General features: G+C 40.2%; 15 protein-coding genes and 1 pseudogene. 2 read left to right on the top strand and 14 right to left on the bottom strand.

Features of this window, described 5'->3' with window-relative positions; all coding sequences use genetic code 11:
* Positions 1-82: 82 nt before the first annotated feature.
* Positions 83-277 (top strand): annotated as a pseudogene (locus tag MKY11_RS18910) (hypothetical protein); the annotation flags it as partial.
* A gap of 144 nt (positions 278-421) precedes the next feature.
* On the opposite strand, the gene MKY11_RS18915 reads toward MKY11_RS18910, so the two are convergent.
* From MKY11_RS18915 to MKY11_RS18980, 14 genes are all read right to left on the bottom strand, one after another.
* Positions 422-793, bottom strand: coding sequence for a DUF1304 domain-containing protein (locus MKY11_RS18915; RefSeq protein WP_007498006.1), 372 nt, complete (start codon positions 791-793; stop codon positions 422-424).
* Positions 790-1,053 (bottom strand): ORF6C domain-containing protein, encoded by a 264-nt coding sequence (locus tag MKY11_RS18920; protein ID WP_008345710.1) that lies wholly within the window; start codon positions 1,051-1,053, stop codon positions 790-792. Before MKY11_RS18920 ends, MKY11_RS18915 begins: the two co-directional genes overlap by 4 nt.
* A 207-nt stretch (positions 1,054-1,260) precedes the next feature.
* Positions 1,261-3,642, bottom strand: a complete 2,382-nt coding sequence (locus tag MKY11_RS18925) for an immune inhibitor A domain-containing protein (RefSeq protein WP_100324611.1) — start codon at positions 3,640-3,642, stop codon at positions 1,261-1,263.
* Positions 3,643-3,831: 189 nt separating this feature from the next.
* Positions 3,832-4,125 carry a putative quinol monooxygenase gene (locus MKY11_RS18930; RefSeq protein ID WP_327862300.1) on the bottom strand — a complete coding sequence of 98 codons (294 nt, stop codon included), beginning with the start codon at positions 4,123-4,125 and terminating at the stop codon, positions 3,832-3,834.
* 25 nt (positions 4,126-4,150) lie between these two features.
* Entirely contained in the window at positions 4,151-4,789 is a 639-nt protein-coding gene (locus MKY11_RS18935; RefSeq protein ID WP_017368360.1) for a nitroreductase family protein, read from the bottom strand.
* A 13-nt stretch (positions 4,790-4,802) separates the two neighbouring features.
* On the bottom strand, positions 4,803-5,246 hold the full coding sequence (locus MKY11_RS18940) for a MarR family transcriptional regulator (protein WP_045033720.1): 444 nt from the start codon (positions 5,244-5,246) through the stop codon (positions 4,803-4,805).
* Between the two features lie 547 nt (positions 5,247-5,793).
* Positions 5,794-7,095 carry a pyrimidine-nucleoside phosphorylase gene (locus MKY11_RS18945; protein WP_041091254.1) on the bottom strand — a complete coding sequence of 434 codons (1,302 nt, stop codon included), beginning with the start codon at positions 7,093-7,095 and terminating at the stop codon, positions 5,794-5,796.
* Positions 7,096-7,119: 24 nt separating this feature from the next.
* Positions 7,120-8,301: a NupC/NupG family nucleoside CNT transporter gene (locus MKY11_RS18950; protein ID WP_017358632.1), complete on the bottom strand. Its 1,182-nt coding sequence runs from the start codon at positions 8,299-8,301 to the stop codon at positions 7,120-7,122.
* 167 nt (positions 8,302-8,468) lie between these two features.
* Entirely contained in the window at positions 8,469-9,140 is a 672-nt protein-coding gene (gene deoC, locus MKY11_RS18955; RefSeq protein WP_007498018.1) for a deoxyribose-phosphate aldolase, read from the bottom strand.
* A gap of 84 nt (positions 9,141-9,224) precedes the next feature.
* A complete protein-coding gene (locus MKY11_RS18960; protein WP_007498020.1) occupies positions 9,225-10,169 on the bottom strand; it encodes a sugar-binding transcriptional regulator in 945 nt (314 codons plus the stop codon).
* A 60-nt stretch (positions 10,170-10,229) separates the two neighbouring features.
* Positions 10,230-11,105 carry an aldose 1-epimerase family protein gene (locus MKY11_RS18965; protein ID WP_056704026.1) on the bottom strand — a complete coding sequence of 292 codons (876 nt, stop codon included), beginning with the start codon at positions 11,103-11,105 and terminating at the stop codon, positions 10,230-10,232.
* A gap of 117 nt (positions 11,106-11,222) precedes the next feature.
* Positions 11,223-11,684 (bottom strand): hypothetical protein, encoded by a 462-nt coding sequence (locus MKY11_RS18970; RefSeq protein ID WP_047947038.1) that lies wholly within the window; start codon positions 11,682-11,684, stop codon positions 11,223-11,225.
* Positions 11,685-11,709: 25 nt separating this feature from the next.
* On the bottom strand, positions 11,710-12,501 hold the full coding sequence (locus MKY11_RS18975) for an SAR2788 family putative toxin (protein ID WP_047947039.1): 792 nt from the start codon (positions 12,499-12,501) through the stop codon (positions 11,710-11,712).
* Between the two features lie 56 nt (positions 12,502-12,557).
* The gene (locus tag MKY11_RS18980) at positions 12,558-13,421 is read right to left on the bottom strand and encodes a S8 family peptidase (RefSeq protein WP_160757851.1); all 864 of its coding nucleotides are present in this window, start codon (positions 13,419-13,421) and stop codon (positions 12,558-12,560) included.
* A 225-nt stretch (positions 13,422-13,646) separates the two neighbouring features.
* On the opposite strand from MKY11_RS18980, the gene MKY11_RS18985 reads away from it, so the two are divergent.
* Positions 13,647-15,470: an acyltransferase family protein gene (locus tag MKY11_RS18985; RefSeq protein ID WP_342501693.1), complete on the top strand. Its 1,824-nt coding sequence runs from the start codon at positions 13,647-13,649 to the stop codon at positions 15,468-15,470.
* The last annotated feature ends 85 nt before the right edge of the window (positions 15,471-15,555 follow it).

Below are 15,555 nucleotides of genomic sequence, written 5' to 3' on the forward strand. Positions count from 1 at the left end.
CACATTCTATTGACAGGGAATTTCATGTAAAATTGTGATGAAATGATATAATATGAGAAACAATTGACAGACCTCTTGCGCTAGAGGGAATTTAAAAGGAGTGGAAAAAGAGATGAAAACCTATTCGATTGTGATGATTATCATCACGCTCTGTATCATATTGGCTGTCTTTTTAATGAATCTTACGGGCGTCATGTATGGAAAAATCATATTGGCTGTCGCTGTTGCCCTTTGTCTTACGTCCATTATTCGTTTGATGGGAATGCGTAAAAGATAAAAGCCGCCCTCTAGGGCGGCTTTACCGTGTAGACAAACCCCTCGCATTCAGTGTCAGTCATGCGCTTCGGTGCTCACCAATGTCAAATTCGCTCCGATGCTCGTCCTTCCTAAACTGCAAAGGTTTTCTATCACGCTGATAGGATTATATAGCCAGGATAAGTGCAATTAATGCAAGAAAAGCTGGTAACCCTTGTTTGATGATAATCGATTTATTAGACGTCACACCGCCAAATACTGCTGCGATGAACACACAAAGAACGAAAAATAGCTGAATCATATATCCTACGGTATTCGAACCAAGAATGAGCCCCCAAATGAGTCCAGCAGCTAGAAAGCCATTGTATAGCCCTTGATTAGCAAACATCACTTTCACATTTGGATCCTTTTGTAAGTGTTCAGGCAGATTGAAAGATCTTTTCGCCATTTTTGATTCCATAAAAAACATTTCTAGTAACATGATGACAATGTGCTCTAAAGCGACAATTCCTACTAAAATCATTGCTAAAATATTCAATTTAGTGAATTCCTTTCTGATAGACGGTCTCGTATTTGTATTTTGTCCGTGTATAAATCAAAGTCTTGGATTAGCTCTAACGCCTCATGAAAACGACTTTGTGGAATGTCTTTCATTTTTCTTACACCAAATTCCTTTTTAATAAAAGCCATGATGGTATTAATATGAAGCTTACCGTGGCCATCATACTCTAAATGGCTGCAAAAAGTCTGCATCGTCCCTCGAATCACCTTTAATTGCTTGGCAGTGACACAACTCATTGGTAACGCTCATCCTTTCTTGGTTTTTTAACAACTAAAAAGAACATTGAATGAAAGAAAAACCTTCCAATCTCTATTATATAATGGTTTCATTCGGATATCAAAATAAAAAAGAACAAACATTCGATCAAAGACGAGCCATACGCTAAAAACCCATATCTTAACGTATCAAAAAGCCGGATTCATGGATAGAATCCGGCTTTTTGTTTAGTTGCTTTTAGAAATTAATACCTTTCCAACAGAACGGTCCTTACTTTGTCCGACGACTTTAAAGGATAGGCCGTATGTTGGCACATCACGTCCTGCATCCGGGTTATTTGGATTCACATAGTTCTTTTTATCACTAAATGTACGCGTTGGGCGGATATAGCGATCCTCTAAGGTTAAGCCTGTTGTCGCTGTATAATCAATATTCAGCTTCGTGCTTGGATTCAAAGAGAATGCTGCATCATGTACTTGGAAACCTGTCGCTGCAATAGAGCCGTCACTCCATTTCAACACTTGTTGATCTGCATCTACGACTCCAAGGAAGCCGTTCCCTGGATGTTTTCCAACCCAGTTATCACTGTACGATTGATCGACGTACCACACGACCAAACCGTTATTATAGCTCATCAGACTTGCTCCTCGTTTGATATGCTTTAAGCCTTTATCGACATCAGCATAAGAGCGCCATTCTAGTAAATAATACTGAGCGGCATATTGTTTTCCATTAGATTGAGAGAATCCATTAAAAGTGAACGTGGACGTTCCCTCGGCATCATCTGACCACACTTTTGCTCCATCTGCTGTAATCTTTAGATCATCTACAAATAAACCTGGCAGTGAATATCCTGCATCGGTTGTATAGCGGAATTGCAGATCGATCTTCTTCCCTGCATAAGCAGAAAGGTCAAAGGATGCATCTACCCAGCCATCTGATTTTCCATCGATGCCATTGCCTTCATTCGCTCCTGCCTCATTTCGATCATTCGTAATATTACCAGCAATGGTTGTCCATTTGTCTGTCCCAGTTTCACGAACTTCTACATACGCATAGTCATAATCTTCTTCGATATCGTACCATGCTTTAAACGTAAGCTCGGCTTTGCTTCCCTTCGACAAATCAATCCCTGATGTTGTCATGGTAGCATTCAAATTGTCACCTGTTCCGCTGAAGTATGAATATTGCCCTTGTGCAGGCTGAGTGACCACAATCTCTTTATCTGGCAAATCGACTCGAACCGCATCATGGTTGGTTCCTTTTGTTGCTGCTTCATCGATTAAAACTGTTTTGCTTTTTGTTAATGTCTTACCATCAATGGTTTTTCCAGAAAGCCAGTTGCCGCCATGCAAGTTTTGAAGCATTTCTTTTGCATATGGACTAAAACCTGTTGGTTCCGTACCAGGTACTTTACCTGCCCAGCTTCCGCTTGACATGATAGACCAATAAGAAACGGGCTCTCCTCTGCCTGTGTATTGTGTATCGTATTCATCAGGCAGACCAAGATCATGTCCAAATTCATGTGTGAACACGCCTGCTGCGCCATCTTCAGGCTCAATCGTATAATCTAGAGCGCCTAACTTTCCGCCTTGACCCACTTCTGATTCAGTGTTTGGAATCTCAAATACATCACCAAGTGACCAGCGATGCGACCAAATCGCGTCAGAGCCAAGCTGTCCGCCGCCAGCTTCTTCACCTACGCCAGCGTGTACAACCATGAGGTGGTCAATGATACCGTCCGGCTCATTATAAACACCGTCCCCATCCATATCATAGCGGTCCCATTGATCATATTCACCAAGGTCAATGTTTGGATCCTTTGCCGCTGCTTCGAGGGCTTCTTTCACCAATTCGCGCGGTCTGCCGTCACTGCCTGATTCGTCTGGTACGTTCCCGCCATAATATGCTGCTTCATGCTTGGCTGTATACCATCCAGCTACTGTTCCACTAATCGTGTAGCTTCCACCGGACTGCTTTTCGTAATACTGCTTCATAGATACTTTTCTTTTACCATCTGGACCGATGTAGCCATTTTTTCCGAAAAGCATGTCTTGGTAGTGCTGCTGATCGTACTTGTCATAGTACATATCAGTCTCTTCTTTTTTAATACTATTATGCTTATAATCTTTAAAATCTACTAATAATACCAAAACTTTATCATTACGGACGTCGCCTTTATATTTTTCCTTTTTCACCGGCTTTACTTGATTGCCTTCTTTTCCTTTATGCTTCTTTAACTTTTTCTTTTTGGCTAGTTTATTATGTACATTTTGTTTGTATTCTTTTAGGAATTCAGGTTCTTCTGTTAAGGTACTTGCGCTTTGTTTCATCGCTGCTTCTTCTTTTTTCTTTAAGTAGTTCTTTAATGCTTTTTGGGTTTCTGCCTCATTGGCATTCTTTTTGATCTTTCCTTGTTTTTTCAAGGCTTTGATGAGGCGGTCTTCATTGACAACACTTGCGTCGAATGGAATACCTGAATAATGACCACCATCTGAGGATGTTGACTTTTCTGAGGTGTGGGCAGATAGAGGGGTGCTGAAAGCTGTCAATGTGCCTAAACTGAGGACAGCTGTTAGTGCGATGCTCGTCCATTTCCCTTTTTTCATATTGGTTCCTCCCTAATTTGGTAATAAATAATATCTAATTCTAGCATATTCCAATATACTTAAGTCGAAAAACATTTTATTTTCAGAAACTTTGTGGAAAATGCACAATACGAGATTGAAATAGGTGGAACGAATTGTCGAAAATAAAAGAACCCTAGGCTATAAATGCCTAGGGTGTTTGTTGTTTTTCTATGAAAGTTGCTCTCCTTGATATGCAACAACATCAAGTGGAGCGGCTAAAAATTCTTTTGCCTTTGCGACGAAAGCTTGGAAATGTGCACTTGCATTATGGCTTTGAACCGCTGCTTCATCTTTCCACACTTCTACCATTAAAAAGGTGTTTTCTTTCTCTGTATCCTTGAAAAGCTTGTAGGACACATTTCCTAATTCTTCCTGTGAAGCTTTCATTAAACCGTTGATTTCTTCTAAAAATACGTTTTCTTTCTCTGGATGAATGGTCATCCCTGCATGAATAATAATCATATGATCGTCTCCCTTTTTTAAAAAATTATTTCCACTCTGTGATGCGATCGATCGGTAAACGGTAAGAAGCATAACCTTCGTCAGCTGCTTTCCCAATGGATAGAAGCATAACTGGTACATAGCGCTCTTTATCCCAGCCGAATGTTTCAGCGATGACTTCTTTGTCATATCCGCCAATTGGGTTTGTATCATAGCCATGCGCACGAGCAGCAAGCATCAGCTGCATTGACACAAGTCCACCGTCAATTAAGATCGTTTCACGATTCACTTGCTCTGGAAGAGCTTCAAAATGTGCAGTTAATGCAGCAATTTGTCTTTCTTTTACTTCCTGCGGCATGTAGCCATTTTCTACTGCTTTTGAATAAATTTCTTCTAAGTATTCATTGTTTTTCATATCTGCAAACACAGCGATGACAGCTGATGATGTAGCTACTTGTGTTTGGTTGAATTTTGCGAGTGGTGCAAGCTTTTCTTTTCCTTCTGGGCTGTCAATGACCATGAAGCGCCAAGGCTGTGCATTCACTGATGATGGTGCTGTTGTTGCCTCTTCTAAAATCTCCGTCATTTCTTCTTTGCTAATTTTCACTGCTGGATCATAGTTACGAATGGAGCGGCGCCCTTTCATAATATCCATAAAATCGTTTGTTTTTAATGTTGTAGCCATGTGTAACACTCCTTTAGGTTGTTTGAATCTTTTCGATGTTTTGTTGTATACGGATGAGCACATCAGTGAGAAGCTTTCGTTCTTCATCACTTACGTTTTCAAGCATTTCTGAGATAAATCGTTCTTTTTCTTTTTTAGAAGCTTCGATTCTTGTTCTGCCTTCATCTGTCAGACGAACAAGCGTGACGCGATTATCTTCCGGCTTTCTTCTGCGCGTGACCATTCCTTTTGTTTCTAACTGTTTTAAGTGACGCGTCACAGCCGCACTATCAATATTTACTTTTTTCTGCAAATCGGATTGGCTGATTTCGTCGGCTTGGAATAACAGTGATAGCAACTCCAGTCTTGATTGGCTGATGCCCGTGCATGCTTCGAACTTCACACCCATCATACGGTTCACGCACTGCAAACGATATAATACCTCTGCTTCTTCAGAGCAAAATGCAGTCAATGCCATCCCCTCTTTTCTATTCAGATCAATTAGTTGATATATCAATCATTGACTCGTCAACTAATATACACCCATTGTTTCATGATTGCAAGAGGTTTGTTTCATAAAGTGAAATTTTTTATTTCAATTAAAAAAGACGAGCTTTTGCTCGTCTCAGACCGTAGACAAAGGGCTAAAATGTAGTTTATTTTAGCCCTTTGTCTTCTTTTCAGCGTGAAAGAAAACCTTTGCAGTCTAGGATGGACGAGCAATGGAGCGGAGCGAATTTGACATTCGTGAGCACCAGCGCGCAGGACTGACACCGAATGCGAGGGTTTGTCTTCACGCTGGGACGAGCTTTTGCTCGTCTTAAGAACTTGGTGTCGATGTTGGTCCCACATAGTAGCTGATAAATCCAATGATCATCAAGACAACAAAAATAAAGAGAATGAGTTTGAGCATTCTCATGGTTTATCCCCTCCCACTCATCTAACTTATCATATCTAGAAGAAGCGCTACCTAAAATTTACATAAAAAAAGACAAAAGCGATTCATCACTTTTGTCTTTTTCTCTTTATTCTGTAATCACTGTATGAATCAAAGTCGGAGCATCAGCATGGTCAGCGATGCGGATGTTGTCATAAATTTTCTCCATGACATTCGCAACATCTTCACGATTTGCATGCAGCGTCACGAGAGATTCACCTTTTTCTACACGATCGCCTACTTTTTTGTTGAGCATGATGCCAACAGATAGATCGATATCGTCTTCTTTTGTTGCACGTCCTGCTCCAAGAATCATCGCTGCAACACCGATTTCGTCTGCGACGATTTCAGCGATCACACCTGATTCTTTTGCCGGCACTTCGATTTGATAAGGTGCTTGTGGCAGTTTTTCCGGTTGATCTACAATCGAGCCGTCTCCACCTTGATTTTCTAAAAATTCCTTGAATTTCTCAAGTGCTTTGCCGTTTTTCATGACTTCAATTAGCTTTTCTCTTGCTTCATCAAGTGTCTCTGCTTTTTTCGCAAGAACGACCATTTGACTTCCTAATGTGAGCACAAGCTCGTTTAAGTCTTCAGGGCCTTCGCCTTTAAGCGTGTCAATCGCCTCTTTCACTTCAAGGGAATTTCCAATCGCTAATCCTAGCGGCTGAGACATGTCTGAGATGACAGCCATCGTTTGTCTGCCAACATTATTTCCGATACGAACCATTGCTTTTGCAAGCTTCTCAGAGTCTTCAGGTGTTTTCATGAAAGCACCTGCACCTGTTTTCACATCTAATACGATTGCATCTGCGCCAGCAGCGATTTTCTTACTCATAATCGAGCTTGCAATGAGCGGGATTGAGTTAACAGTTCCTGTTACATCACGAAGGGCATACAGTTTTTTATCAGCAGGTGTCAGGTTGCCTGATTGTCCAATGACCGCTACTTTATGACGGTTCACCAGTTCGATGAACTCGTCTTTTGTAATTTCAACGTGGAAGCCTTTGACTGCCTCTAACTTGTCGACTGTTCCACCCGTATGTCCAAGACCACGCCCAGACATTTTTGCAACAGGTACATCAAGTGCTGCAACAAGAGGAGCGAGTACAAGCGTTGTTGTATCGCCTACACCACCTGTTGAATGCTTGTCTACTTTAATACCTTCGATAGCAGACAGGTCAATTGTGTCCCCTGAGTTTGCCATAGCGAGTGTTAAATCTGCACGTTCTTGATCCGTCATATCTTGGAAGAAAATCGCCATCGCCAAGGCACTTGCTTGGTAGTCAGGAATTGTTCCGTCCGTATAACCTTTGACAAAGAAAGAAATTTCCTCTGAAGATAATTCTTTTCCGTCACGTTTTTTCGCAATGATATCTACCATTCTCATTGTTTTCACCATTCCTTTTTTAGTTTAGTAAATCAAACCGACAACGCCTGCTGTTAAGAAGCTGACGAGTGTTGCACCGAATAACAGCTTTAATCCAAAGCGTGCGACAACGTTTCCTTGTTTTTCATTTAAGCCTTTCACTGCTCCAGCAATGATACCGATAGACGAGAAGTTCGCAAATGACACAAGGAATACAGAAATGATCGCTTCTGTACGAGCAGTGAAATGAAGACCGTCGCCAGATAGAGCAAGCATCGCTACAAATTCGTTAGATACCATTTTGGTCGCCATAATACTTCCTGCTTGTACCGCTTCACTCCAAGGTACACCAACAAGGAAAGCAAATGGTGCAAACACATATCCAAGTACATCTTGGAAAGAAACACCGATGGCAGCTGTGAAAATGCCATTAATCATCGCAATTAATGCAACGAATCCAATCAACATCGCAGCCACAACAATGGCTACTTTGAAACCATCCATAATGTATTCGCCGAGCATTTCGAAGAAAGATTGTCTTTCTTCTTCTACGACTTCAAGCATGTCTTCGTCTTTAGACACTTCATATGGGTTGATGATAGACGCAATAATAAATCCACCAAATAGGTTCAGCACAAGTGCTGTAACAACGTACTCCGGTTTAATCATTTGCATATACGCACCGACAATGGACATTGATACAGTCGACATCGCAGATGCACACAATGTATAAAGACGCTGTTGAGGTAATAATCCAAGCTGCTTCTTAATGGAAATGAACACTTCGGATTGACCTAAAATCGCTGACGCTACGGCGTTGTAAGATTCTAGTTTCCCCATTCCATTGACTTTACTAAGCAAATACCCAATTCCGCGTACGATCAGCGGAAGGATACGCCAATGCTGCAGGATACCAATCAAGGCAGAAATGAAGACGATCGGCAGCAAGACATTGATAAAGAAAGTTGACGCATTATCATTCATTAAACCGCCAAATACGAAGTTGATCCCTTCACCAGCATAGCCTAGAAGCATTTGGAATCCTTTTGCAAAGCCCCCGACTAGGAAGTTCCCAACACCTGTATTGAGCAGAATATAACCTAAAATAAATTGCAGTACAATCATGACAATGACTGGACGGAATTTCACTCGCTTTTTCCCGTTACTTGCCAGCCATGCAATGGCGAGAATCACCAGCAAACCGATAATACCAATGACGTATTTCATGTTTTTCCTCCTTGAATGAATTCGTTTACATTAATGTGCTTGTATGGAACAAACCCTATTTCGCAAACAAATTGCGGAAGAAAATCCCAGAAATGAGATCCTTCCGCATATGACTTTTTCATCATCTAATGAGTCATGATTGTTATCCTACCATAGGATCGTATGAATTAATAGTCTTTAGAAGGAGCTGATTGATCTCCTTTAATAATGGAAACGCCTGCACTGGCACCAATACGGGTTGCGCCTGCAGCTGTCATCGCTTCTACGTCTTCTTTTGTTCTTACGCCGCCTGATGCTTTGACACCGATGTCAGGTCCAACTGTTTTACGCATTAATGCGATGTCCTCAGCTGTTGCACCGCCTGTACTAAATCCAGTTGATGTTTTGACGAAATCAGCGCCAGCTTTTACAGAAAGTTCACAAGCTCGTACTTTCTCTTCATCTGTGAGTAAACAAGTTTCAATGATGACTTTCACTAAGGCTTTGCCTTTTGCTGCGTCTACAACGGCACGAATATCTTGTTCAACTGCATCATATTCGCCATCTTTCAATGCCGCAATATTGATGACCATGTCCACTTCAGTTGCACCGTTTTCAATGGCATCCTTTGTTTCAAATGCTTTCACTGCTGTTGTGTTTGCACCTAACGGGAAACCGATGACTGTACATACATCAACGCCTGTTCCTTCTAGTTCTTTCGCCGCAAGAGATACCCAAGTTGGGTTCACACAAACGGAAGCAAATTGATATGTCTTTGCTTCTTCTAGTAACTGCATGATCGCAGCTTTAGATGTATCTGGTTTTAGTGCTGTATGATCAATGAGCTTTGCTATTGTCATGATTCACACTTCCTTTTAAATATGATACTTTCATCTTAAATGACTATTGAACAATTGTAAATATAGTTATGAAATTTTGTTCATCTATTTTGTGACATTTAAAAGAGCTCTTGCTGTGTGCTGATCGATCATCAATACGTTCGCATATTTTCCTCTCAGCGCCCCATGGATAGAGGCAACCTTTCGATGTCCACCAGCAACAAGAATGGAGCGCTCTTTTGTTCTCAAATCATCCAGCTCCACACCGATTGTGCGATTGTTAATCGCTTCACTGCAAATGCGTCCTTCTTGATCATAAAAACGCGAACAGATATCTCCGACACTGGATGTCTTGAGCAGCGCCTTTTCTTCTTCACGGAAATAACCAAGCCTAAACAAAAGCGCCTCATCTCTTACCGTCCCAACAGTAAACACAGCGATATTTGCCTGTTTGCCCATTTCAATAATGCGCTGAATATGTCTATCCTGTTCGACCATCTCTTTAACGGCGGCACTATCAAACACAACAGGCAGTGGCAAATAGCGTGGTGCCGTTTGAAAAGCTGATGCAAACAGCTGGATCGTTTCCGCAGAATATGTATTCACATGCGAATGGCTGATTCCGCCTTTCAGCTGAACCACTTCTACCCCTTTTACCTGTTTAGGTTGCATCTTTTGAGCAATTTGATACATCGTGGTGCCCCAGCTCACTCCAACGATATCGCCGTCTTTCACCGTATTTTGAAGATAATCTGCACCAAACCGGCTCAAGTAATCCGTAATCGTTGGATAATCGTCCTTTGGCGAAAATACCACATGAGCCTCGAGCAGATCATATTTTTCTTTCAGCAATAAGGACAGCTCATTTAAATCCTCAAATGGGTCCATCACTGTAATTTGGACGTACCCTTTTTCCTTCGCATACTGAAGCAGACGAGACACCGTTGGCCTCGACAGGTCAAGCTGCTTGGCGATTTCTTGCTGACTGTAATCAGATAAGTAATAGAGCCTTGCTGCTTCAATACTTAATTGCTGTTTCTCCCGATCCATTCGTACGCCTCCTTTTTTCCTCTATCATAACAAATTGTTCACTTCACCATGCACAAATGTTCATTTAAAGAAAATGGTGTAAGCTGCGTGAAAGGTCTCTTGCTTCTCTAAGGTTTGAATGCCGAATTTCTCCTTATACTGCCCGTTTGTCCCTTCCATATCAGCGATCCCATACCAAGGCTCAATACAAACAAAAGGAGCCATTGTTCCCTTTTCTTGATCATATGGAGACCAAATACCAACGAACGGAAAACCACTGAGATCGACCTCAACGCCGTGACCTGCTTGAGAAGTCAATGATACTTGATCAATATGACTAAAGATCATTGCATCGTTCTGAAAAAGTTCTGGGCGAAGTTGAATCGGCTCAAACTCAACACCTTTCTCCTTCTCTCTCACAAGTGAATCATGAAGTTCATATTGAATTGGATCATGTTCGGTGGAAGGTATCAATGTGAGTGAATAATCAGCTGTCTGCTCGCCTTCAACAAGCGGGACATGAAATGCCGGATGTCCACCAATCGAGAAATACATCGTGCCATCTCCTTCATGAACAATTTCCCAGGAAATCGTTAGTCCATTTTCCGACAGTGCATAACTGATGCGCGCTGTAAATTCATACGGATATTGTGACGTGTGACGGCCATTTGATTGATATTGAAAAATCACCTGATCTTTTGCTTCTTCAAATAGTTCAAAATCAACATCACGCAAAAATCCATGCTGCGAGAGTTGATACGTTTGATCGTCTATCTTGTATTGATCATCCTTCAACCGTCCTACAATCGGAAATAAGACGGGCGACACCCTGCCCCAATAAGCAGGGTCACCAGACCACATATATTGACGTCCACTTTCTTTATGAAGCACCTCTCTCACCTCGGCACCTCTCTCATTGATTTGAACCAATAACAGATCATTTTCAATCGTTTTCATTCAACACATCCCCTTTCCTTCTTCTTTTATTATGACAGGGATTTTCGGTTTGAGTATAAAAGAGTTAGTTAGAATAAAAAAGACTTCTCCCTTCTAGGGAAAAGCCATTAAAATTACTTATTCATCATCATCTTGTATAGTCCATCTAAGGCCTTTGATTTGTTTTAATCTCTCAATTTCTTCTTCGTTTTCAGGAAAAATATAGCTCTCCTCTTCATGTGAGCTTGAAACCAGCCACTCTTTCCCATTTTTGAAGAATGATAAATCTTCCAGTAAATTAGGGTGAACCCACCCGTATAGAGAGTTCGAAAGTTCTTTTAACAGATTTTTTGTGTGTTCATTGGCATAATAATAATAAACATATGCTGTTTGACCATCTCCTAGAATCGTGGTAGCCCATTCAGACTCTTCCTTCATTTCTTTAAGAGATGGTGAAAGTTTATCTAGAATTTCACGATAATCGGCAAAATCAGCAAAATCTTTTCTAAAAACTAATTGGAACTCATCACATACTTCACAACATATATCGATGAGCGCATTGTATTCCTTCTTTCTTGGTTGACGATTAAGAACAATCATCGAAAACCTCCTCTATCTGGATTTTTTATCTAGGGGCGCCAAAAAAAGCATGTGCTCCAGTTCTTTCATATTTACCTTTTAATTTATAAACTGGATGATAGTGATAATGTTTATTTTTACCTTTTTTGTCAATTTCCGCACCTATTACTTTTCCAATCGGACTGGCTGCTTTAGCAATAGATTGTGCATTGCTTTTGGAAGTAGACCATGTATCTTTTTTCTGAGCTAATCTTTTTACAGCGTTTGCACGACTTATACCTTTTCCAATAAATAAATGAGGTTTATCTTTGTCTCGATAAGCAATAAAGTGATTATGTTTATTATCTTTCCTTTTTATAAATTCAGAATAAGCAATATAGGTAACACCTACTACTGTTACTGCAAGTCCCAAAGCTAATAAATGTTCTAATAGAACTGCCCCAATAGCAATACCAATAGGAATAACAAATGCAAAAGATGCTTGAATATCTTCAGAATTCACTTCATATTTCTTATCATCTTTTGTATCTTTAAACGTAACCTCTAAATTATCATTTAAAAGTGTCTGCAAGTCAACTTCATAATCCTTTGAAACCTTTTCACCTTCACTGCCAATTTCTTCAGTTTGATAACTGATTTCTGCTGTTTTTTTATTTAGAGATAGAATACCAGTTACTCCGTCTTGCTCCTGTGAAATTACATATTTTTCATTACTATCTTCTAAAACATGAAAATCTTTTGTGGTAACAGCCTCTGTTTTATTTGGAAATTGGAAAAACAAAGTTATAACCAGCGATAGACAGATAACAATTGAGATTAACTTACTTATTTTATTCATCCTAAACTAAACCTCCGAGTTTCTTGTTTTAAAAAACAATTTTATTCAAATAATCATCAATACCATTTTTTTAATATTTTGTATACTTGTTGATTTAAACTTTCTTCAGAATTAATATTAAAACGTTCCCTATACTGTAAAATTAAGCTTACTACACCTGTAATATGGGCACTCGCTAAAGAGGTGCCACTTTCAATCGCATAGTTGTTATGAGTCCTAAGAACTGGTATATCTACACCAGGAGCAGCAAAATCATAATTTCCTTTAGATGAAAATTCTGCTACCTTCTTATGCTTATCCACAGCGGTGACAGAAAAAACATTCTCATAAGCAGCTGGGTAATCCATTTTCCTTCCATACTTATTACCAACAGCAGCTACTATAATTATGTTTTTTTGTATTGCTTTGTCTATAATCCTCTTAACAGATGGATCATCTTTCATTAATCCAAAGCTAGCATTGATAACATCAATTTTATTATCAATACACCATTTAACAGATTTGACAAAATTTTTTATTGAGCCCTTGCCTTTTGAATCTAGAATTTTAACAGGATATAACTCTACATTCTGCGTTATCCCTACAAGTCCAATTTCATTATCATTAGCTGTGATTATTCCAGCTACAGCCGTACCATGCCCTAAACTGTCCTCTTGTTCTCCTCCTGTACCAATTGTGTTAAGTCCTTTTTTAACTTTACCTATCAAATCAGGGTGTGTCCCATCTATCCCACTATCAATTATTGCTATTCGTACACTTTCTCCTCCTCTACTATTTTCCACATGTTTTTTTGTTAACTTTATGCTCCATGGAACCTGTTGATGAATATTACTAGTGAAGTTTAAATTTTTTGAGTGCAATTCAAAACACTTAAAATAAATAAAAAGAACTATTAATATTATCAAAAATCTTTTTATCAAACTATTGATTCAACACCACTCCTTTTTCCATATATTATTCTATATTATGGTTTTTAGTCAATATAAAACCATAAATGTTATATATTAATATGCTGATTTACAATAAAATTTTATTGAAAAAAATTCAAACTAAATATTTTGCGTTGACGTCTATTATATATACAATATATAAGTGTCCTTATTTAAAATAAAGACGCGTTTGACATTGATGGGGGATTCTTTTTCATGAACAGCAAGGAAAACCGTTTACGTTACATATTAGGATTAGATGGGCTGAGAGCTGTTGCCGTATTGGCGGTCATTGCATATCACTTACATATTGAACCCGCAAGCGGCGGGTTTCTTGGCGTTGATTTGTTTTTTGTGATTTCTGGTTACTTGATTACAACCATCTTGCTGCATAAGCAAGATTTGGGCTATCAAGAGCTTCTGCCTTTTTGGATGGGCCGCATCAGAAGGCTGCTTCCAGCTGCCTACGTCATGATTTTTTTAATCGTCAGCTGGTGCGCCATTGCTGGTTCAAATGCATTAATGTCCATTCGTGGCGATGCCTTATCGTCCTTTTTTTATGTGAGTAACTGGTGGTATATTTTTCATCAGCTCTCTTACTTTGACAGCTTCAATGCTGTATCTCCACTAAAAAATTTATGGTCTTTGGCGATTGAAGAGCAATTTTATCTCATTTGGCCGGTACTGTTGATTGCTGGACTGAAATGGGTGAAAAATAGATCCCATCTTCCTATGATCACCTTTGGTCTGGCACTTGTATCTGCTTTATGGATGGCCATTCTCTATTCACCGGATACTGACCCGAGCAGGATCTATTATGGAACAGACACACGTGCGTTTGCACTCCTCATCGGGTGCAGTCTTGCATTTGTCTGGCCCATGCACAGACTTTCCAGCAGAAAATTACTTCCTATCGGCAGACGTATGTTACAAATAGCCGGATTCGGTTCGATGGTCATTTTCCTCTTATGTGTTTATGCAGTCGACGAATTTGACGGCTTTCTCTACCAAGGCGGTATGCTTTTATTCTGTTTGAATGCAGCGATCTTAATTGCGTGTGTCTGCCATCCTGCCAGTCTTATTGGGAAATGGCTGTCTTTTCAACCACTCGTTTGGCTTGGAAAGCGGTCTTATGGCATCTACTTATGGCATTATCCAGTTATCGTGCTGACCACACCGGTCATTGAGATTGGACAGCCTTCCATGGGACGTGTCACATTGCAGCTCATCGCAATTCTACTCATATCAGAGGCTTCCTATCGTTTGATCGAACAGCCGATTCGTAAACTCGGGTTTAGACACTATTTTGCCTCTTGGTCGATTTGGAAAACAGGAATCAAGCAATGGTCTATGTCCAATAAAGTGTTTCTTGGGATTGCCGCTGTCCTTTTGATTTTATTTACCATTGGCATGTCTAGCTCGTCTCATACATCCCCGCATGCGCAAGAAGTCACACAAATTAAGACAGCGCCCCAAAAGGCAGGCGGTCAGACAGAATCAAAAGTGAAGAAAAAGAAAGACAAACATGAGAAAAAAGCAGCGGATCGTAAACAATTTCACCAAGTTCTTGCCATTGGTGATTCCGTCATGTTAGACATTGCTTCAAATTTAGAAAAGGCCTATGAACCCATCACCATTGACGCAAGGGTCGGAAGGCAAATGAACGAAGCCATCCGTATCGCCCCTCAATATGCTTCTTTTAACAAGGCTGATGCCGCTGTTATTATTGAGCTTGGCACAAATGGTTATTTTACGGAGGGGACTTTGACCTCATTCATTCAACATTTCTCGAAGGCACATATTTTTCTTGTGAACACTCGCGTTCCAAGAGCTTGGGAAAATGATGTGAATGCAGTCATTGAGCGTGTGGCCAATCAACACCACAATGTGAGCTTAGTCGATTGGCATTCAGCCGCTACCGGACAGCCATCCTATTTTCAGCCAGATGGTGTTCACCTTTCCACAAAAGGCTCTGACACATTGACTGAGCTCATTAAAGCCAGTATCAAGAAAAAAGGAGATGTGTCTTCGGCATCATAAGAAGACTAGCATCCTGTGAAGAGAGATTCAAAAAAGACATGCTTTCCTATGATTGGAGGCATGTCTTTTTTTGTGATGGATGAGC

Source organism: Bacillus sp. FSL W7-1085 (assembly GCF_038595035.1).
In the GTDB taxonomy this organism is placed as follows: domain Bacteria; phylum Bacillota; class Bacilli; order Bacillales; family Bacillaceae; genus Bacillus; species Bacillus altitudinis.